At 66.6% G+C, this 17,408-nt stretch carries 19 protein-coding genes; 10 read left to right on the forward strand and 9 right to left on the reverse strand.

The features are described 5' to 3' along the window. Positions 1-26 precede the first annotated feature (26 nt). Entirely contained in the window at positions 27-1,289 is a 1,263-nt protein-coding gene (locus IPG14_RS16500; protein WP_343392549.1) for an SAM-dependent methyltransferase, read from the forward strand. Between the two features lie 30 nt (positions 1,290-1,319). Here the strand turns inward: IPG14_RS16500 and IPG14_RS16505 are convergent, their stop codons facing one another. The 4 genes from IPG14_RS16505 to IPG14_RS16520 form a co-directional block, all read right to left on the reverse strand. Beyond that, complete coding sequence (locus tag IPG14_RS16505; protein WP_343392550.1) at positions 1,320-1,898, reverse strand: hypothetical protein; 579 nt, start codon at positions 1,896-1,898, stop codon at positions 1,320-1,322. Between the two features lie 46 nt (positions 1,899-1,944). After that, positions 1,945-2,580 carry an enoyl-CoA hydratase/isomerase family protein gene (locus tag IPG14_RS16510; RefSeq protein WP_343392551.1) on the reverse strand — a complete coding sequence of 212 codons (636 nt, stop codon included), beginning with the start codon at positions 2,578-2,580 and terminating at the stop codon, positions 1,945-1,947. 84 nt (positions 2,581-2,664) lie between these two features. Beyond that, positions 2,665-3,801: a phosphotransferase gene (locus IPG14_RS16515; protein WP_343386962.1), complete on the reverse strand. Its 1,137-nt coding sequence runs from the start codon at positions 3,799-3,801 to the stop codon at positions 2,665-2,667. 31 nt (positions 3,802-3,832) lie between these two features. Then, positions 3,833-4,330 carry a hypothetical protein gene (locus IPG14_RS16520; RefSeq protein WP_343386961.1) on the reverse strand — a complete coding sequence of 166 codons (498 nt, stop codon included), beginning with the start codon at positions 4,328-4,330 and terminating at the stop codon, positions 3,833-3,835. Between the two features lie 106 nt (positions 4,331-4,436). Here IPG14_RS16520 and IPG14_RS16525 point away from each other — a divergent pair, with 106 nt between their 5' ends. The 6 genes from IPG14_RS16525 to IPG14_RS16550 all read left to right on the forward strand — a co-directional run bounded on the left by IPG14_RS16525 (position 4,437) and on the right by IPG14_RS16550 (position 8,912). Next, positions 4,437-5,084: an enoyl-CoA hydratase-related protein gene (locus IPG14_RS16525; protein ID WP_343392552.1), complete on the forward strand. Its 648-nt coding sequence runs from the start codon at positions 4,437-4,439 to the stop codon at positions 5,082-5,084. Positions 5,085-5,087: 3 nt separating this feature from the next. Further along, complete coding sequence (locus IPG14_RS16530; protein ID WP_343386959.1) at positions 5,088-5,339, forward strand: hypothetical protein; 252 nt, start codon at positions 5,088-5,090, stop codon at positions 5,337-5,339. Next, complete coding sequence (locus IPG14_RS16535) at positions 5,339-5,581, forward strand: hypothetical protein (RefSeq protein ID WP_343386958.1); 243 nt, start codon at positions 5,339-5,341, stop codon at positions 5,579-5,581. The genes IPG14_RS16530 and IPG14_RS16535 overlap by 1 nt, the downstream gene beginning before the upstream one ends. A gap of 107 nt (positions 5,582-5,688) precedes the next feature. Further along, a complete protein-coding gene (locus IPG14_RS16540; RefSeq protein ID WP_343392553.1) occupies positions 5,689-7,209 on the forward strand; it encodes a PEP-utilizing enzyme in 1,521 nt (506 codons plus the stop codon). Between the two features lie 26 nt (positions 7,210-7,235). Then, positions 7,236-8,165 carry a 4-hydroxy-tetrahydrodipicolinate reductase gene (gene dapB / locus IPG14_RS16545; protein WP_343392554.1) on the forward strand — a complete coding sequence of 310 codons (930 nt, stop codon included), beginning with the start codon at positions 7,236-7,238 and terminating at the stop codon, positions 8,163-8,165. A gap of 9 nt (positions 8,166-8,174) precedes the next feature. Continuing rightward, complete coding sequence (locus IPG14_RS16550) at positions 8,175-8,912, forward strand: HAD family hydrolase (protein WP_343392555.1); 738 nt, start codon at positions 8,175-8,177, stop codon at positions 8,910-8,912. Positions 8,913-8,922: 10 nt separating this feature from the next. On the opposite strand, the gene IPG14_RS16555 is transcribed toward IPG14_RS16550, so the two are convergent. Then, positions 8,923-10,998 carry a RecQ family ATP-dependent DNA helicase gene (locus tag IPG14_RS16555; RefSeq protein WP_343392556.1) on the reverse strand — a complete coding sequence of 692 codons (2,076 nt, stop codon included), beginning with the start codon at positions 10,996-10,998 and terminating at the stop codon, positions 8,923-8,925. 87 nt (positions 10,999-11,085) lie between these two features. Between IPG14_RS16555 and IPG14_RS16560 the strand changes: the two genes are divergently transcribed. Next, positions 11,086-11,967, forward strand: a complete 882-nt coding sequence (locus IPG14_RS16560; protein ID WP_343392557.1) for a Dam family site-specific DNA-(adenine-N6)-methyltransferase — start codon at positions 11,086-11,088, stop codon at positions 11,965-11,967. A 78-nt stretch (positions 11,968-12,045) separates the two neighbouring features. Next, complete coding sequence (locus tag IPG14_RS16565; protein WP_343389339.1) at positions 12,046-12,903, forward strand: class I SAM-dependent methyltransferase; 858 nt, start codon at positions 12,046-12,048, stop codon at positions 12,901-12,903. A 9-nt stretch (positions 12,904-12,912) separates the two neighbouring features. Here the strand turns inward: IPG14_RS16565 and IPG14_RS16570 are convergent, their stop codons facing one another. Both IPG14_RS16570 and IPG14_RS16575 read right to left on the reverse strand, forming a co-directional pair. Next, entirely contained in the window at positions 12,913-14,271 is a 1,359-nt protein-coding gene (locus IPG14_RS16570) for a vWA domain-containing protein (RefSeq protein ID WP_343392558.1), read from the reverse strand. After that, complete coding sequence (locus IPG14_RS16575; protein ID WP_343386950.1) at positions 14,264-15,592, reverse strand: AAA family ATPase; 1,329 nt, start codon at positions 15,590-15,592, stop codon at positions 14,264-14,266. Before IPG14_RS16575 ends, IPG14_RS16570 begins: the two co-directional genes overlap by 8 nt. A 173-nt stretch (positions 15,593-15,765) precedes the next feature. On the opposite strand from IPG14_RS16575, the gene IPG14_RS16580 reads away from it, so the two are divergent. After that, positions 15,766-16,194 (forward strand): PAS domain S-box protein, encoded by a 429-nt coding sequence (locus tag IPG14_RS16580; RefSeq protein ID WP_343392559.1) that lies wholly within the window; start codon positions 15,766-15,768, stop codon positions 16,192-16,194. A gap of 212 nt (positions 16,195-16,406) precedes the next feature. On the opposite strand, the gene IPG14_RS16585 is transcribed toward IPG14_RS16580, so the two are convergent. Together IPG14_RS16585 and IPG14_RS16590 are read right to left on the reverse strand one after the other, a co-directional pair. Further along, positions 16,407-16,871 (reverse strand): DUF6691 family protein, encoded by a 465-nt coding sequence (locus IPG14_RS16585; RefSeq protein ID WP_343386948.1) that lies wholly within the window; start codon positions 16,869-16,871, stop codon positions 16,407-16,409. Further along, positions 16,868-17,371 (reverse strand): YeeE/YedE thiosulfate transporter family protein, encoded by a 504-nt coding sequence (locus tag IPG14_RS16590; protein ID WP_343386947.1) that lies wholly within the window; start codon positions 17,369-17,371, stop codon positions 16,868-16,870. Before IPG14_RS16590 ends, IPG14_RS16585 begins: the two co-directional genes overlap by 4 nt. Positions 17,372-17,408 lie beyond the last annotated feature (37 nt).

Consider the following 17,408-nt stretch of genomic DNA (forward strand, 5'->3'; position numbering starts at 1 on the left):
GCCTCCCGCTCGCCAACAATGGATCGGTGGCAGCCTCGCAGAACCTCCGGTCCCAGCTCGATCCCGTCCTGAAGCTCCTCTTCGAAGGCGCCGCCGACGGTTCCTGGCGCAAGTGCGTCGTCACCCCATCGCGCCAGGCCGCGAAGTACGTGCCCTGGGACAGGCTTGTCGCCCAACCGATTCGCCTCTCCCGCGGACCCGCCGTGAAGGTCGTCACCCGCGAGGGTGCGCGTGAGTCCACCGCCACCGTCACGCCGGAACAGTGGCCCGGCCGTCTCGAAGAGGCCCTGGAAGCAGGTCCCTGCAACCTGGACGTCCTCACCAGCGAATACGACTGGCACGCCCGCCGCACCCGTGATGGCCGCTGGCTGGTCACGCGTGCTCGCCCCTCGCTGCCCGCACCGGCCACGCCGGCGGCGGCCGAGCCCCCGGGCCACGACCGCGTCCGCCGCCATCCCCTCTCCTCGAACAACGAGCGCGTCCGCGACCTCTTCATCGAAACCGGCCTGTACGGCAAGAACGGGCAACTCCTCGGCGAAGCTGCGGCCAAGCACCGCCAGGTCCAGCACTACATTGAACTTCTCCGCCACCTCCCGGTTTGGGATCGGCCCGGCGAAGTCCACGTCGTCGATGCAGGTTGCGGCAAGGCCTACCTTAGCCTCGCCCTTTGTCTCTGGGCCGAGCTCAATCGTCTCCCGGTGCGCCTCACCGGCGTCGATAGTTCCCCGGAGGTGATCGCGACCGTCCAGGGCATCGCCAGTCGTGTCGGGTTCGCCAACGCGTCCTTCGAGGCCGCCTCCATCGAGCAGTACGCAGCCTCGCCTGCCGGTCCCGTCGACCTCCTCCTCAGTCTCCACGCCTGTGATACGGCCACCGACGAAGCTCTCGCGGCCGGGGTCCGGCTGGGCGCGAAAGCGATTGTCCTCGTTCCCTGCTGCCACCAGGAACTCTCCGACCAGATCGCTGCGGGCGCCAAGGCCGGCGCCCTCCCCGCTTCCGCGCATTGGCAGCCCGCATTGGCGAAGGGTCTCCTCCAGCATCGGCTGGCGGATGTCATCACCGATTCCCTCCGCGCCGCCGCCCTCGAGTCCCTGGGCTACCAGGCCGACGTGCTGGAGTTTGTCTCGCCCGAAGCCACCGCCCGCAACCTCATGATTCGCGCGGTCGCCACCACGGCTGCCGCCTCCCGCCGGCGTGACGCCTACGCCCGGTATCGTGCCCTCGCGGACGAATGGGCGGTCGCCCCTTCCCTCGAGCGGCTTCTCGGTCCGCTCTGGCCGCCGCAGTAGCCATCGCAGGCCGCGGACGGTGCCGGCGCCTTACGGCGAGCAGCTAACCGCGACGGATGAAACCGTCCCCGTCCGTTCGCTGCAGTCCCGCTTGCTCGTGTCCACTAACACTCGCCCGGCAGAATTCACTCCAACCGGGTGCCGGTCGAGGTTCCTCCCGTCCGCGTCCAGTCGTGTCCCGGCGAGATCGTAAACCGCCCCGAAACACGCCTCGCGGAACACCGAGGTCGAACCTTCGGCGCCGGCGCTCAGGCGGCTCCTGAGCGTTTCCGCGGAGATGGCCGTGGCAGCCTCGTTGATCGCCACCAGCGCCACCCGGCACCGCCGCGATTGCGCGTCCCGGTTGGCCGCATCCATGTCCGCCAGGGCCACGAACTCCCCGTTCCGTAGCCGCACGAGGAAGATGTTGTCGTCGCTCAGATATTCGACGTAACCCACGTCGTACGCTTCGGCCGGCTCGAGTGTCAGTCTACCCGTGTTGGCGCCCGAATCCAGGAAGACCACGACGAACGTGAGGACACCGGCGATTGCCACCGCTACGGCCGCGGCCAGGAAGCATCCCAGCGCTACCGGCGGGCGGGTTGTCGCGGAGCCCCGGTCGAAGCTCACCGGCCCAGTGTCATCGAAGCGGCTGCTGCCCCGCCCGGCCCGGCGATCATCCGCTGCCTGCGCGCCTGGATCGCGGCGCTGCCGCCCGCCAACGCCTGCTTGACGACGTTCTCCACCGCCGAATCGAGCCCCCGAGCGCGGCCACCAAATCCACGAGCCCCCAGCGCAGGCCCGCCGGCGCATCAATCGGTTCGCCCGTGAGGATCATCGCCGCGGCCACTCCCGGCGGGACCCGTCGAGGCAGTGTCTGCGTCGCCCCCGCACTTGGGATGTACCCGAGCGATACTTCCGGCACCGCGAACGTCGCTCCGTCGGCCGCGATTCGCACGTCACAGAGAAGGGGGAGTTCGAGGCCCGCTCCGAAGCAGTACCCGTGCATCGCCGCAACCGTCGTGCACCGGTGGTGCAACAGCGCATCCCAGACATCCCGTTCATGCCGGGCTTGCCGCGCGGCCATCACCGAAGGGGCCGTCCCAAACTCCGAGATGTCGGCCCCGGCGCTGAAACACCGCCCTTCGCCCTTGAACACGATCACCTGCACTTCGGGGATATCCCGGCACGCGCCCAGGTGCTGCCACAACAGGTCGCGCATCTCCATGTTGATCGCGTTGAGCCGCTCCGGCCGGTTCAACGTGATCGTCGCCACGCCGCGCGAATCGATATCGAGCAACACCAGGTCCATCGCCCAGAGTCTACCCCACGGTCACGCCTGCGAGGCCCCGGCGGCGGTCGGCAGGCCTGGGAGAGTGCCCGGGGCGGGGGGTAGTCACGCCCCGGGCGGTTCGGGCAACGGCGCCGCCTCGAACCGGTCCAGGACCTCGTACGCTTTCAGGTCCGTGATCGCGCTCAACGAGCGGTACAGCATCTTCGACACCAGGGCCGCGCCGCGCTCGTTCGCCACGTCGATGCTCCCGGCGGAGATCAGGGGGTACGCCAGGCAGTACATCGTCGCTATCCGGTAGTCGTCCCAGCACCGGTCAAACGTGTAGTCCTGCACACCGTTCGCAGCGAGCGCGCGGTGGTACTCCCGCACCAGCGATTCTTCGTTCGCCGCCCGGATCGCCGGGTCAACGCTCTGGCTCATGAAGTACCCGATGTCGTATGGACCCCGCGCCTTGATCGCGATCTGCCAGTCCACCAGCGTTACCGGGCTCGAGTTGTCCGGGCTTCCCCAGAACACGTTGTCGAGGCGCAGGTCGCCGTGGCAGAGCGTCACCGGCGCCGCGGCGAAGTTGTCCTGGATGGGGTTCATGCGCGGCAGGAACTTCCCCGCCATCTCGATCTGGGCGCCGGTCATCCGGTCGCCGAACTTCTCCACTGCCGGTTCGAGCGACTGTGCGTACGCAAGCGCCGACAGCTTGAGCATCGGGGCGTTGCCGTACGGCAGCCACTCCAGCGTCTCGAGGTCCGGCGAGCCCCACCACCGCGCATGGAGCTTCGCCATCTGGTGCATCAGCACCAGGCACTCCTCCGCGCTCGCCCCCGCCACCTGGTCCCCCAGTTGGAGCCCGCCCAGGTCCTCCATCAGGATCACGTACCGGACGTTCTCGGGGTCCCGGCCCGTGAAGTAACTGTGCGCCGTCCGGACCCCGATCCGGTCGCCGACTTCGTCGTAGAACCGCACTTCCTTTTCGTAGAACCCCAGCATCTCCGCGATGCCGCGTCCTCCCGGGTCGGCTGTCGGGATCTTGGCGATCAGGGTCTTTGGCGCAGTCGATCCGCCGGTGCTGTAGGCCGGCGTCAGCCGCGCCAGTTCGCCCAGGATCCCGACGCCCTGGCCGATCGTTACCTTCTCGATCGCCGTTACCGTGCAGTCGCCGGCCTTGCCCCCGGCCCTCAGCGCGGCCGTGAGCCACTCAGGCGTGATGTCGTCCATGGTCACGGGGACTGCGGGTGCGCTCATAGTGGCCTCCGGCGCGATGCGGTTTTTCGATTTACAACTCGGGCTCTGGTGCCTTCGTCGGGTTCCGCAGTTCCACCCAGAAGAGCGCAACCACGAGCGAGAGTGCGGCCAGCCCAAGGCAGACGCCTCCGAGTACTGAGAGCACATCCTGGGTGGTCGCGCTGGGCTCCGCCTCGCGGTCCACCATGATGTCGGCCGCGGCGAAAATCGCCGCCAGCAGCAGGAACCCGATGCCTGCCGCAAGAGGCTCGCCTTGCTTTCGTGCCAGCAGGTGCCCGGCGGCGATCGCGCCAATCACGAGGATGGGGATGACTGTCACGAGCCACTCGCGGTGGTTCTCCCAGCTGTCCCGAACGGAGAACAACAACGCGGTGAACCCGATCGCCAGGGCGATGCCGGTGATCGTGCCGGCCCAGTGCTTCAGCAGGTCGCTACGCGGCCTCGCCGGCGCTGCCGGGCGGTTGCTGCGGTCGTGCAGGAAAGCGGCCTTCTCGGTCTCGACGGGGGCTGGGATGCTCAAGTTCGCCATAACCCGCGAATTGTGGAGTGCGGGGCCGCCACAGGCAATCCACAGGTTGCTTGTCGCTTCCCCGGGAGTACCCGGGCGAGGCCCGGAGCGCTAGGCTTCTCTCCAGATGACCGCAGCAGTCGCCGAACTCTCTCTCCTCCCGCCAGGCCCACTCGATGAGTGGCTGCCCGCGCGGATCGAGTCCATCCTCGCTGCCGCCACCGCCCGCGCCGTGTTGATCGATGCCGCTGGCGCCCCGCCGGACGCCGCTCTCTCGGCCGCGTGCCTGCGGTCCCTCCTGCTCTTCGAACTCCCGGTCGTTTTCGCCTTCGAAGGTGCCCTTGCGGGTGGCCTCGCCGAGATAGCGCTCGCCGCAGACATCCGCGTCTGTTCGGAAAGCGCTTCCCTGCGCGGTCCACTCGCTTCCAGTGCCCGCGCGTGCACCCTCGCCGATGAAGGCACCGCGCTGGCCCTCTTCCTTGGCCGGGAGGCACTCAGCGCGGATGCGCTCCTCGCGGCGGGCCTGGTGAGCTCGTTGGTGCCCGCCGGCCAGTCTCTCGCCGAAGGCCGCCGTGTCGCCGCGACCATCGCTTCCCGCGGCCCAATCGCAACCCGCCTCGGCAAGGAAGCCATCTGGCGGGGCCTCCCTCAACCCATCGATCAGGCCCTCCGTTTCGAGACCGATTTGACCTTGCTCTTGCAGACAACCAAAGATCGCGCGGAAGGGGTTCGAGCGTTCTTAGAGAAGAGAGCCCCGATTTTTACAGGTGAGTGACAAATGATTGTGATGCTGGAGGAGCCAGAGGCCTGGTCGCTGATGATGCTCGTCAGCGCCGTGGCCGTGGACAATGCCGATCTTTCCGACGATGGAAAGGAAGCCATTCGACGCTGGCGCAGCGACCGCCCCGAGGGCTCGCCCGCTCTCGCCAAACTAACCGACGACCTCAACAAGGCCATCAACGCCCACCTCGATGCGAAGTTCCTTCGCCGCGTGAAGAGCAAGGGCTGGTACGAGACGGTGAAGAAGTAATGGACGTCCGATTTACCGACGACGAAATCGCCGAGGCCCTGACCGTCCTCGTGAACCGCATGGCCGATGAAGCCGGCTTGCCCGACAAAGACCGCGCGATGCTCAAGCGCTGGCGCACCGCCAGGATGAAGCTCGGCAGCGATGGCATGCAGGAACTCGTCGACAAGACCAACGAGGATTTCGCCCAGATGATGGTCCGCCGCGAACGCAGCCAGATCCAGAAGCACGACTGGAACGACTGACAGCCGCCGCTACGCTGGCCGAGGACCGTTTCGTTTGCGGCGTCTCCCGTTGGACTTGTCGTTTGTTAACAAAAGTGTGAGCATCCCCGCGCCTCGGGGGTGCTCACATGTCCGACTCGTCCATCTTCGCATTCGATGATCCAGCCGACGCTCAGCGGCTCTGGTTCCGCGATCCGCTTCACGCTCCCCGTGCCCTGCCGCCCCTCAATGCCGCTTTCTGGGGTCGCTTCTCCGGCCTGGCCAACCGGCTCGAACCCAGGACCATCCACGGGTTCGTCTACTTCTCGCCGCTCTCAGTCCCGCGGACTGCCCCGCCGCCACTGCCGCACGGCCAGGCGGCCGAGAATTGGCGCACGCTCTACCTCCCTGCCGTCGAACGCGCCTACGAGGCAATCCTCGCCCCGGACTACGCCGCCCTCACCGCGCTCGAACTCGTCACTCTCTTCGCCGACCAGTTGGCGCAGGCCGTCCCGGCGATGGCCAACACCATCGTCGCAGCCGTAGAACTCTCACCCGATGCCGAGCGCCTGGCCAATCTCCTCGAATCCCGCCTCGGCGATGAAGGTCCGCTCCTCAGTGCCACCATCCTCCACGGCGGTGACTCGGAAACGGCTTCGCTCGGCCGCGGCGTCCGCCAGCTCGCCGATGCCGCCCGGGATTCCGCCGGGGTCCCCGCGCTCCTCGCCGAGTCCCGCTTCGAGGCTGCCCTCGCCTCCACCGCCGAGCCATGGGCGGGTGCCCTCAGGAGCTTCCTCAGCGACCATACCGACGAAATCGCCCTCTGGAGCGAGATCCATCTCCCCGCCTGGAACGAAGATCCCGTCCCACTCCTCCGTCTCGTCGCTGCCACCCTCAACTCCCCCGAACGGGACGCTTCCACCAGCGCCGAGGATGCGGTTGCGACCGTCCGCGCCAGGCTCGCCCCCGAAGACATCCCCGAATTCGAAGCCGCCCTCGCCCTCAGCCGCGACTACGTCCCCGTCATCGAGCACCGCGCGCGCTGGCAGCTCAAGTTGCTTGGCTCCTTCCGCCGTCCCCTGCTCGCCCTCGGCGGAAAGCTCGTCGCCCTCGGCGTTGTCGCCGTCCCGGACGATGTTTTCTTCCTTAATCCCGACGAACTCGAGCGCGCCGCCGCTGGCGAGGATATGCGCTCTCGCGTCTCCGGCCGCCGCGCTCAATGGCAGGAAGACCTCGCACTCGATCCGCCCCTCTTGCTCGGCGTCCCCGTCCCATGGGAGATGCTCGGCGCCCTGGATCCCATGCTGAAGCGGATCTTTGGCGCCGTCCGCGTCGCCGCACCGAGCCAGGCTGTTGTCACCGGCATCGCCGCCAGCAAGGGACTCGCTCGCGGTCCGGCGCGTGTCGTCCGGTCTCTCGGGGAAGCAGAAGACCTGCAGGATGGCGACGTTCTTGTCTGTATCACGACGTCGCCGCCCTGGACTCCCTACTTTGCCGTTGTCTCCGCCGTCGTCACGGATTCCGGTGGAGTTCTCTCCCACGCCGCCATCGAGGCCCGTGAATACGGCATCCCGGCCGTCGTGGGCACCCGCGACGCCACCCGCAGGATCCCCGAGGGCGCCATCGTCACCGTCGATGGTGCCGCCGGCACCGTAACCATCGAAGGCTGAACGCGGCAACGTACACTCGTAACACCATGACGGAGATTCGAGTGCTCGTCGCAGGCTCCGGCCGCATGGCCCGGGAGGTCGCCGCTGCCGTCCGCGCTACCCCGGGCATGTCTCCGGTCGGCTTCGTGCGCACCCGCGATCCAGGGCAGCGTGCGCAGCGCGTACAATCCACGCCTATGACTGATACCCGCGTCCTCGTATCTGGTTCCGGCCGCATGGGTCGCGAGGTTGCCGCGGCAGTTCTCGCCGAGCCGGGCATGTCACCCATCGGCTACGTCGACGGGCTCGCCGAGCCCGGCGTCCTCCAGGGCATCCCGCTCTTCAAGGACGCCGCCGCGGCCTGCGACCAGCTCAAGCCAGATGTCGTCATCGATTTCACCAACGCGGCCTGGACGCCCGCACTCGCCGAAGCCTGCATCCCCCGCGGCGTGCGCATGGTCATCGGCACCACCGGGCTGAGCGCAGCCTTCATGGCATGGCTCGAATCCGAATCCGCCGCTCGCAAGACCGGCGCCGTCGTCGCCGCGAACTTCGCCATTGGCGCCGTCCTCATGATGCACTTCGCCCGCCAGGCGGCACGCTTCTTCGATAACGCCGAGATCATCGAGCTCCATCACGACAAGAAGGTCGATTCACCCAGCGGCACCGCCAAGACCACCGCCGAGCTGATGCGCGCCGCCCGCGACCGCGACTTCATCCACCCCGAGTCTGAGAAGGAGCCGCTGCCCGGTGCCCGCGGCGCGGAATACGGGGGGGTCGCCATCCACTCCGTCCGTCTCCCCGGCCTCGTCGCCCACCAGGAAGTCCTCTTCGGTGGCCTCGGCCAGACACTCACCATCCGCCACGACACCACCGGCCGCGATTCCTTCATGCCCGGCGTCATCGCCGCCACCCGCGAAGTCATGAAGCTCGACCGCCTCGTCCTCGGCCTCGACGCCCTCTTCGGGCTGGATTGAGCGTTAGCCGTGGCCATCCGTGCTGTGCTGTTCGACCTCGATGGCACGCTCTGGACCATGCTGCCGTCGGACCACAACTGGGATCCGATAACCGCCATCCAGGCTGGCGCGCTTAAGCCGCACTTCGACCGCCTGGGTTTCTCGTTCGATCCGGCGGACTTTGTCCTCCGGCTGGTCGCCGACGTCCGCGCGACGCTCAATCCTCCGACTACAGACCACAGTGAGCCGTCCTGGTACCCGTGCCTCGAACGTGTCCTCGCCTCGTACGGGCACTCCTGCGATCGGAGCGATGCCAGCCTCATCCTCGACGAAATCAACGCCGTCCCGTTCACGGTAATGGGCATCTTCGCCTTTTCCGATGCGGCCCCCGCGCTCGAAGCACTCAAAGCCTCCGGCCTGAAGATCGGCGCAGTCACCAACAACCCGAAGCCTGCCCACATCCTCGCTGCCCAGGTGCAGCATCTCGGCCTGCCAGATGTCTTCGATGTCATCGTCTCGTCATGGGAACTGGGATGGCGCAAGCCACACCCGATCCCGTTCCGGACCGCCCTCAGAGCACTCGGCGTCGAGCCCCACGAAACCGCCCACGTCGGTGACTCCTACGAAAACGACATCGCCCCGGCCCTCGCCCTCGGTATGACCGCAGTCCTCCGTCGCGGCAGGCCCACCCCGCCCGGGGCACCCGTCCCACACCACGAAATCGACTCGCTCGAAGAGCTGCTACCTCTCCTGACGCCTGACGCCTGACGCCTGAACCCTACTTCCGCGCCAGCCACGCGCGGATCAGGTGCAGGTCCTCATAGGTCACCTGTTCGCCCAGTTGCTGCTTCAGCGCGCCAATCGAGGTGATCGGCTGCCCCTTCGCTGCCGTCCGCACCAGCGCCACCTTCTCCTCGTCCACCATCCCGTCCAGGTCCGGGATTGCTCCGTACATGAGCAGCTGCCCCAGGTGGTTCGCAATCGTCGAAGGCGAAAGTGCCCGCGCCCGCGCCATCGTCCGCACGTCGCGGATGCCGTCTTCGTAAAGCGACAGGGTCTCCCGCAGTGATGGTGTCAGTTTCGAGCCGTCGGCCGCCTTCGTCGCCCTGGAGTACAGGGTCTTCCGTTCCGGCAGTGGCGCCGTGGCCGCCCGCATCACCGAGAGAAACGCCTCGCCATAGCGCTCGAACTTCACCTGCCCGACGCCGCTCACCGAGAGCATCTCCATGCGGTTGCGCGGCCGCTTCTTCGCCATATCCCGCAGCGTCGCGTCGCTGAAGACCACGAATGGGGGCACCCCATCCCGGTCCGCGATCGCTTTTCGCGTCTCCCGCAAGTCCCGGAAGAGCGAGTCTTCGGCGCCTGTCGTCGCTTCCTCGTGGGTTTCGCCGCCCGAGATGCACGGCCCGCAGTTCCCGCATGCCAGCTCGTGGGTCGCGTCGCCGAAGTACTCGAGTATCCGCGCTCGCAGGCATGTCCGCGAACGCGCGTAGTTTTCCATAGCGTCGAGCTTCTGGAACGAGTGCTCCCGGTGCGCTTCCAGCCCGGCTGTGTCGATGTCCGCTTCGCCGTCGAGCCGGGTCGCCCACACCGAGTAGCCCGCGCGCCCCACGAGCCCCGATTCGACCAGCGACTGGACCGCCGCATTGATGCCCGGCTCGTCGTTCTCCCGCATCACCTCGCGCACGTGGACCCGGTTCCCGCCGAACGAAACCAGCTGCTGGTACACCTCCACCACGCGTGAGGCCTCCGGGTGGGCCATTTCGATGAAGAACTCCCGGAGCCCCCGGTCGCGCGTCGCGTAGTAAAGCGTGCAGGTTGCGGCCCCACCGTCGCGCCCCGCGCGGCCCGCCTCCTGGTAATACGACTCCAGCGAATCCGGCATGTCGTGGTGGATCACTGCCCGCACGTCCGGCTTGTCGATCCCCATACCAAACGCATTCGTCGCCACGATCACGCGCAGCGTGTCCCGGGCGAATGCGTCCTGGATGCGCTTGCGGTCTTCGTCCTGCATCCCTGCGTGGTAACGCGCGCACCGGATCCCCGCCCGCTGCAGCGAGTCGGTGACTTCTTCCACCCGCTTCCGTGTGCCGCAGTAGACGATTGCCGATTCGTCCTTCAACGCCCGGAGCTGGGCCGAAATACCCTCGAACTTCTCCTTCAACGAAGAGACCTTCACCACCTCGAACCGCAGGTTCGGCCGGTCGAACCCGGCGACGTGGATCGCCGGATCGTGCAGGCCCAGCCGCTGCACGATGTCGTCCCGCACCCGTGGGTCCGCCGTCGCTGTCAGCGCCACGACCGGCGGCGAACCGATCCGGTCCCGAACCGCGCCCAGCTCCCGGTAGCTCGGGCGGAAGTCGTGGCCCCACTGCGAGATGCAGTGCGCCTCGTCGATCGCCAGCAGCGCCACTGGCAGGCTGCGCAGCGCCGCCATGAATCCCGCCGCTCCGAATCGTTCTGGCGCCACATAAAGCAGGCGAAGCTCCCCGCTCCCGGCCGCCGCCAGCACCTCCCGTTGCTCCTCGATGGCAACCGTCGAGTTGATCGCGGCGGCGGGCACTCCCATGGCCCGCATCGCGTCCACCTGGTCCTTCATCAACGCCAGCAATGGCGAAACCACCAGCGTCAGGCCATCCGTCCTCAGGAGCGCCGGCACCTGGTAGCACACGCTCTTGCCGCCACCCGTCGGCATCACGGCCAGCGTGTCCCGCTTCGCCAGGACCGCCGAGATCACCTCGGCCTGCCCGGGCCGGAACTCCCCGTACCCGAACACGTCGCGCAGCACCTTGCGCGCAGCGTTCAGCGCAGGCGAAGACGTTGGCTCGACGACAGGTGCTGACGGACCGGGCACTGCCGGAGCTTAGAACATCTGTGCGAGCATGGGAAGTCCGCCCCCACCTTCTCGCGCAGGAGGATGCAGTCCTCCACAATTCGTGCAATGGCACGGCCGTTCCTGAAGTGGGCAGGCGGCAAGGCGAAACTCGCCCCCGCGATCCTCGCCGCCGCGCCTCCCGGTCTCTCTCGCTACGTCGAGCCTTTCGCTGGCGCCGCGGCCGTCTTCTTCGCCTTCGCCGAAGCCCGCCCCGGCCTCTCCTCTCTCCTCAACGACGCGAATCACGAACTCATCGAGACATTCACTGTCCTCCGCGACCAGCCCGGCTCGCTCTCCTCGGCTCTCGCACTCCTCTCGTCGGCCTACTACGCGCGGGATCCCGTCGCCCGCCGTGACTTCTACTACGAGGCCCGTTCCAACCCGGGTGCCACTCCACTCGAACGCGCCGCGCGCTTCATCTTCCTGAACAAGACGTGCTACAACGGTCTCTTCCGGGTCAACTCGAGCGGCGGTTTCAACGTCCCTCACGGCCGCTACAAGAACCCCCGCATCCTCGATGAGAACCTCCTCCTGGCCTGCTCCCGGGCACTCCAGCACGCCGAACTCCGCTCCGAAGATTTCGCCGAGACCTGCACCTCCGCCCGCCCCGGCGACTTCGTCTACCTCGACCCGCCCTACCACCCCCTCACGGCAACGGCGAACTTCACCGGCTACACACGCGCCGATTTCGGCCGCGCCGACCAGCTCCGCCTGCGCGATGCCTTCGAGTCGCTCACTGCCCGCGGCGTCGCCGCAATGCTCTCCAACTCGGACCATGAGTACGTCCGCGGACTCTATGGCGGCCTCGGCTACCGGGTCCGCACAGTCACAATGTCGCGAGCCATCAACTCCCGCGGTTCTGCTCGCAGCCCCATCCCCGAACTGCTCATCGACAACTTCGAACGGGTGGGCCTCCGCAGTCCCGAAGGGTCAGCGGGCCGCCCGTAGGCCGGGTCGCCGCCGTGTAGGCCGGCCCCCGCGGATCTTCGCCTTGGCTCCCGCCCCACCGCCTGCTTCACTGGATCGATGCGCAAGGACATCCACGAAACGAACCGCCTCTCCTGGAATCTCGCCACCGCCGCCCACAACAGCCACAAAGGCGACCAGGCGAAGTTCCTGCGCGAAGGCGGCTCGACACTCTTCCCCGAAGACCTCGAGATGCTCGGCGATATCGTCGGCAAGCGCGTCGTCCACCTCCAGTGCAATGCCGGGCCCGATTCCCTTTCCCTCGCCGCGCTCGGCGCCATCGTCACCGGCGTTGATATCAGCGATGAAGCAATCGACTACGCCCGCAGGCTCTCCGCCGATTCCCGTATCCCGGCCGAATTCGTCCGCAGCGACGTGTACGACTGGTTCGACGAAGCCATCGCCCGGGGCGACCAATTCGATCGCGTCTTCGTCAGCTACGGTGCGCTCATCTGGCTTTCTGATATCCGCGGCTGGGCCGAGGGCGTCGCCGGTGTCCTCGCCCCGGGAGGGGCGATCGGCCTCGTCGAGTTCCATCCCGTTGGGCTCATGTACAACGAAAAGGGCGAACGCGACTGGCCCTACTTCAGCCACGGCGAGCCCCAGTCCGATGGCGAGGGGATCGGCGACTACGTCGCCTTCTCCGGGGATGGCCTCGTCCCCTGGGGCTACGAAGAAGGAGTCACCGACTTCGTCAATCCGATCCCTTCGAGCGAATTTCTCTGGGGTATCGGCGATGTCGTCACGGCGCTGATCGACGCCGGTCTCGTTCTCGAAACTCTCCGCGAGTACCCGTACTCGAACGGCACCCCGAGGATGGTGGACTCCGTCGAGGGCCCCGGCCGCCGCTTCTACGTACCGGAAGGCCAGCCCAACCTGCCCCAGCTCTATGCCCTCCGCGCCAGAAAGCCCGCGTAGCCGCCCGGGCTATCGCCGCTCGCGGAACCGCAGGCCCATCGGGCTCGCCGGCGCCTCGTCTTCGGCGTCATCCCATGACTCCGATGGCGGCCGTAAGAAGACCCTTCTGATGGCCGCCCCGATCCGCCGGAACAGCTCTGCCAGTCCCAGTACTGGCTTCGCCGCCATCGAGTTCACCTTCTGCGCACCCTTTGTCCGGCGGCTCTTCGCCTCGTTCATGCGCGAATAAGCCTGCACCAGCCCCTGTCGTCGCTCTTCCTCGGGGTTCGTCCCCCGTTCGAAGGCACGCAGCGCCAGTTCCCGCTCCAACGAGCGCCCGTCTTGTTCCAACAGCCACCGGTCGCGCGTCGAATCCGGTAATGCCAGGTTCGTCGTGTCGATCTCCGTGAACGTCTTGCTTTCCGCCCGGATTCGCTCGAATCCCTCCCGGTACGCCTTCATCATCCGTCCGCCCTTCAGGTGCACCGTATGCAGCCGGATGCCCTTCGGCAGGTACGGCACTTCGTACGATTCGCAGTCCGAGATCAGCAGGATCTCCGTCGGGGGCGCCTCGCCCAGGTGTGCCAGCGTGTTGTAGCTGTCCAGCGCCCGGATGTCGCCCACCGCCGTATCCAGTGCCACCTTGATGTCCGTCGAACCGTCCGGAGTCACCCTTAAGATGCGTCCTGCCAGCTCCCCGAAGCGCTCTTTCGTCGTGCAGTCGCTCCGCTGGTGGACCGTGTTCCCGAACGTCCTCAGGTACACCTCCGCTCCTTCTTCGATGGCGATGAGGAGATACGCAAGCAGGAGCAGCGCTTTCGCGAACGTCTCCTTGTTCGCGTCGCGCATCGAATTCGAGACATCGAGCAGCGCATACACCTTCTGCCGCTTCTTCCGCGACATCCCGCCCGTCGGCACGCTCACCTCGATGATGTCGTCGTACTCCTGTTCGGCCGGCCCGGTGTCGATGTTGTACAGCCCGTTAATCCCGCCGCTAATCAGCCGGAAGTCGAACAGTTCCTGCCCGATCGACCGCAACATCATGTCCGGCAGAGTCACCTGCGCGAAGTCCGTCATGTTCCGCAGCGGCTGGATTTCCACGTCTCCGGTCACGGGGTAAACCACCCGCTTCTTCCGTTCGACTCGCACCTGCGTCGTGAAGATCGGCTCGGCCGGCGTCACCAGCCGCGCGATCTCGTCGGGCACTTCCAACCCCGGCAACGGCCGCCGCAGCATGATGTTCCGCGCGATCTCCAGGATCCGCAGCCACTCCGGCGGCATCGTCGCTATCGTCTCGTTGAGCACATCCAGCATCCGCCACGACCGGTACAGCCCTTCCAGTTCGGCCTTCAGTGTCCCGGGTGTCGCCGGCGCCGCTATCTCAACCACTGCCGCTGTGCTCCAGGATCTCTTCGAGGATCTCCTCCCGAAGCTCATTCACCCGCCCGTTCGTGATCTCACGGCTCCGCAATGCCTCTACGAACGTGTCATAACTCACGTCGTGCCAGCTCCCCTTCCCGATGAGCGAGAGGAACAGGCGGGCGATTCGGCCGTGCGCCGGCTGCGATTCCAGTGGTGTCCCGTGGGCGAACCACCCGAACGTCTGCGCGATCGTCGTCAACTCGTTCACGGTCTCCAGGTCGCTCTCAGTGAACGATGCCAGCGTCGTGTGGATCGCCTCGGTGAACGTGTCCTGCGATGAATCCGGGATCGAGCGGTCGTTCCCGGGGATGGTCGTCAGCACATAGCGCAGCGCGTAGAGGTCGTCTTTCGTGACGTGGCCCCGGTGGTGCAGCATCGCCGATGCGTTCAGCACGTCCCGGCAGGCAGCTTTCGTCCGCGGGCTCACGTACGAATCGGCCGGGTGATGCCCGCTGCCGCTCAACGCCTGCGAACGGACTCGCGAATCGTGCAGCCGCATGAACGTCTCGATGAGCTCGTTCTTCAAGAACAGGATGTCGTGCGATGAGTCGATCCCCCGTGAAGGATGCTCTCCCTGCACGATATCCGAGAGCTCCCGCAGCACGTGCAGCGGTATCGGGTGTTCTGGCGGCGCCGGATGGCCATGGTGGCGCGCGTACGCCAGGTCGATCCGGATATCGTTCAGCGTGTCCCCGTGCGGGTCGATCGATGCCTTGAACATGAACCGGTCCAGGATCGGTTCCGAAATCGCCGAGTACTTGAGGTGGTTCGTCATCGCCAGCGCCGTGTGCAGCTTCGCCGTTTCCTGCTGCTCGCCTTGCGTGAACCGCCGCTCGTTCAGGATCCCGAGCAGTGCCTCCAGCACCAGGTCATTGGCATTCATGAACTCGTCGAGGTAGGCGAAGTCCGCCGTCACCAGCGAATGCGAGGTGTCGTGCCAGAGCTTCCCTTCGTGGAAAAGCTTCAGGTCCAACCCACCGAGGATCGTCTCTACGCGCGTCCCCTGGGTGAACTGCGCCTTGAACGTGACCCCCTCGAAGTGGCTGAACACCGTGTCGCCGTAGAGCGACTTGCCCGTCCCGGCCCGCGAGATGAGGAGCTGGTGCCGCCGCGATAGCAGCGCCAGTGCCGTCTGCTGGAGCAGCGCCATCCGCCCCGGCACCAGGTCCGCCACATCCAGGAGCGCCGCCTTGAAGACCTCCACCGCCTGGGGCACATCGAGGTCTCCGCCCTTGTAGCCGAAGGGCCGGCCGTCAGCCGGGGTGAGCAGGTGATGGACGTCTCTCACGGGCCGCGCTTCCCCTCCCTCGCGAAAACGAAGCCTCGCGCGGCAGCGTGCGGCCGCGGATCTGCAGGATCGATAGTGTCGATTCGCTCATTCTATCGACTTCGGGCTGCAGGGTCATATGGGATGGACCAGATGGATTTTGCGTACACTGCCTCCTGCAGGAGGCGAAACCTATGGACCCCACTACCGCGGCCGTGCTGCTCGAACAATCACCCGACGCTGTCATCTTCGCCGGGATCGATGGCCTGATAACGGTCTGGAACCCCGCGGCTCAGCGAGTCTTCGGTTTCGCCCCCGCCGAGGCAATCGGCCAGAGACTCGACATCATCGTTCCCGAGCAGTTTCGCAGTGCCCATTGGACCGGCTACGACCGCGCCCTCGAAGCCGGCAAGACGAAATACGAGGGCCAGGCCCTCACCACCCGCGCCAACAACAAGGCCGGCGAGACGATCTACGTCGATCTCGGCTTTTCCATCGTCCTCGGCGCCGATGGCAAGGCCACTGGCGCCATGGCCACTGCCCGCGATTGCACCGAGCGCTTCAACCGTGACCGCGAAATGCGCCGCGAAATGCGCGAACTCAAAGAGTCCGCGAAGGCCTAGCTACTTTGCCTTCGGCTTCGAGATCTTCTGCGGCACAGGTCCGCCGGATTTCGGTGCGCCCTTCATCGGCGGAGGCCCGCCCGCCCCTTTGAACCCGGGAGCCGCCGCTTTCTTACTGGTTGGCTTCGTCTTCGCCACGCTTTCGCCCTCGGATCTGTTGCTTTCGTACCATCGTAGCCGATCTGGTCTCTCCCGCCGTTACGCAGGGACGCCTATCCTTCGCCCGTGCCCACCTGGAGAGGCGGCAGCCTGAGGATGCCCTGCAGCTTCGGGTACAGCACACCGAACGCGCCGGCGCCCACGAGCGTCCCGGCGAGCGCCGCGATCGCGTAGAGCTTCCCTTCGCCGATGTTCACCAGGATCGGCCCCGGGCACATCCCCGTGATCGACCAGCCCGCTCCGAACAACAAACCCCCGAAGACGTTCCCCCGGTGGCCGGGCTTTCGTTCGAACTGGATCGGCGCTCCCGTCACCGTCTTCCCGTACCGCTTCAGCAGGTACAACCCCGGCGCAGTCACCGCCACCGCCGTCCCGATGATCCCGTAGAGCTGGAACTCTTCCAGCAGGAACATGCCCTGGATGTAGTTGTAGTCCGCCGCCCCGGACCGCGAAAGCACCAGGCCGAAGACCGTCCCCAGCCCCAGGTAGAACAGCATCATGATCGGCGAGGTCTTCACAGGATCACCCGGTAGATGAGGTTCGTCGTGACCACCCCGGCGGCCATGAAGCTCACCGTCGAAATGACGCTCGGCAGCTCCAGGTTCGACATCCCGAAAATGCCGTGACCGCTCGTGCAGCCGCCCGCCAGCCGCGTGCCGAAGCCGATGAGCAATCCTCCCCCGAACATCCACGCGAGTTTCCCGCCGTTCCCCCAGCCGAACTCGGCATCGAACATGCCCAGCGCCCACGTGGTTTCCCACCCGCCCGCGAGCAGCGCCGAGAGCACCCCGCCGAGCAACAGCCCCGTCAGCAGCGGCAACCGCCAGCTGTGCGAGGAGACCAGGCTCTCGCGCGTGAAGTACGACGTATGCACGACGAGCGAGCAGATATTCTCGAAGCCGGTCGAAACGCCGAGCCGCCGGTTGCCGATGTACAGCAGCGCCAGCGTGATCGCGCTGATCGCCGCACCACCGAAAGCCCAGTGAATCGGTGCCGCGTCCGTTAGGATCAGGTGCATTGGGGGTTCACTCCCTCGGGTTCTTCTGGCAGGCTCG

Origin of the sequence: Candidatus Amarobacter glycogenicus (genome assembly GCF_016704105.1) — a bacterium.
GTDB lineage: Bacteria > Chloroflexota > Dehalococcoidia > Tepidiformales > Tepidiformaceae > Amarobacter > Amarobacter glycogenicus.

Bases quoted from the DNA above. Each gene is read 5' to 3' on its own strand.
- IPG14_RS16540 (WP_343392553.1), top strand. From the start codon at position 5,689: ATGTCCGACTCGTCCATCTTCGCATTCGATGATCCAGCCGACGCTCAG.
- IPG14_RS16525 (WP_343392552.1), top strand. From the start codon at position 4,437: ATGACCGCAGCAGTCGCCGAACTCTCTCTCCTCCCGCCAGGCCCACTC.
- IPG14_RS16520 (WP_343386961.1), bottom strand. From the start codon at position 4,330: ATGGCGAACTTGAGCATCCCAGCCCCCGTCGAGACCGAGAAGGCCGCT.
- IPG14_RS16510 (WP_343392551.1), bottom strand. From the start codon at position 2,580: ATGGACCTGGTGTTGCTCGATATCGATTCGCGCGGCGTGGCGACGATC.
- IPG14_RS16590 (WP_343386947.1), bottom strand. From the start codon at position 17,371: ATGCACCTGATCCTAACGGACGCGGCACCGATTCACTGGGCTTTCGGT.
- IPG14_RS16565 (WP_343389339.1), top strand. From the start codon at position 12,046: ATGCGCAAGGACATCCACGAAACGAACCGCCTCTCCTGGAATCTCGCC.
- IPG14_RS16535 (WP_343386958.1), top strand. From the start codon at position 5,339: ATGGACGTCCGATTTACCGACGACGAAATCGCCGAGGCCCTGACCGTC.
- IPG14_RS16530 (WP_343386959.1), top strand. From the start codon at position 5,088: ATGATTGTGATGCTGGAGGAGCCAGAGGCCTGGTCGCTGATGATGCTC.
- IPG14_RS16515 (WP_343386962.1), bottom strand. From the start codon at position 3,801: ATGAGCGCACCCGCAGTCCCCGTGACCATGGACGACATCACGCCTGAG.
- IPG14_RS16560 (WP_343392557.1), top strand. From the start codon at position 11,086: ATGGCACGGCCGTTCCTGAAGTGGGCAGGCGGCAAGGCGAAACTCGCC.
- IPG14_RS16580 (WP_343392559.1), top strand. From the start codon at position 15,766: ATGGACCCCACTACCGCGGCCGTGCTGCTCGAACAATCACCCGACGCT.
- dapB (WP_343392554.1), top strand. From the start codon at position 7,236: ATGACGGAGATTCGAGTGCTCGTCGCAGGCTCCGGCCGCATGGCCCGG.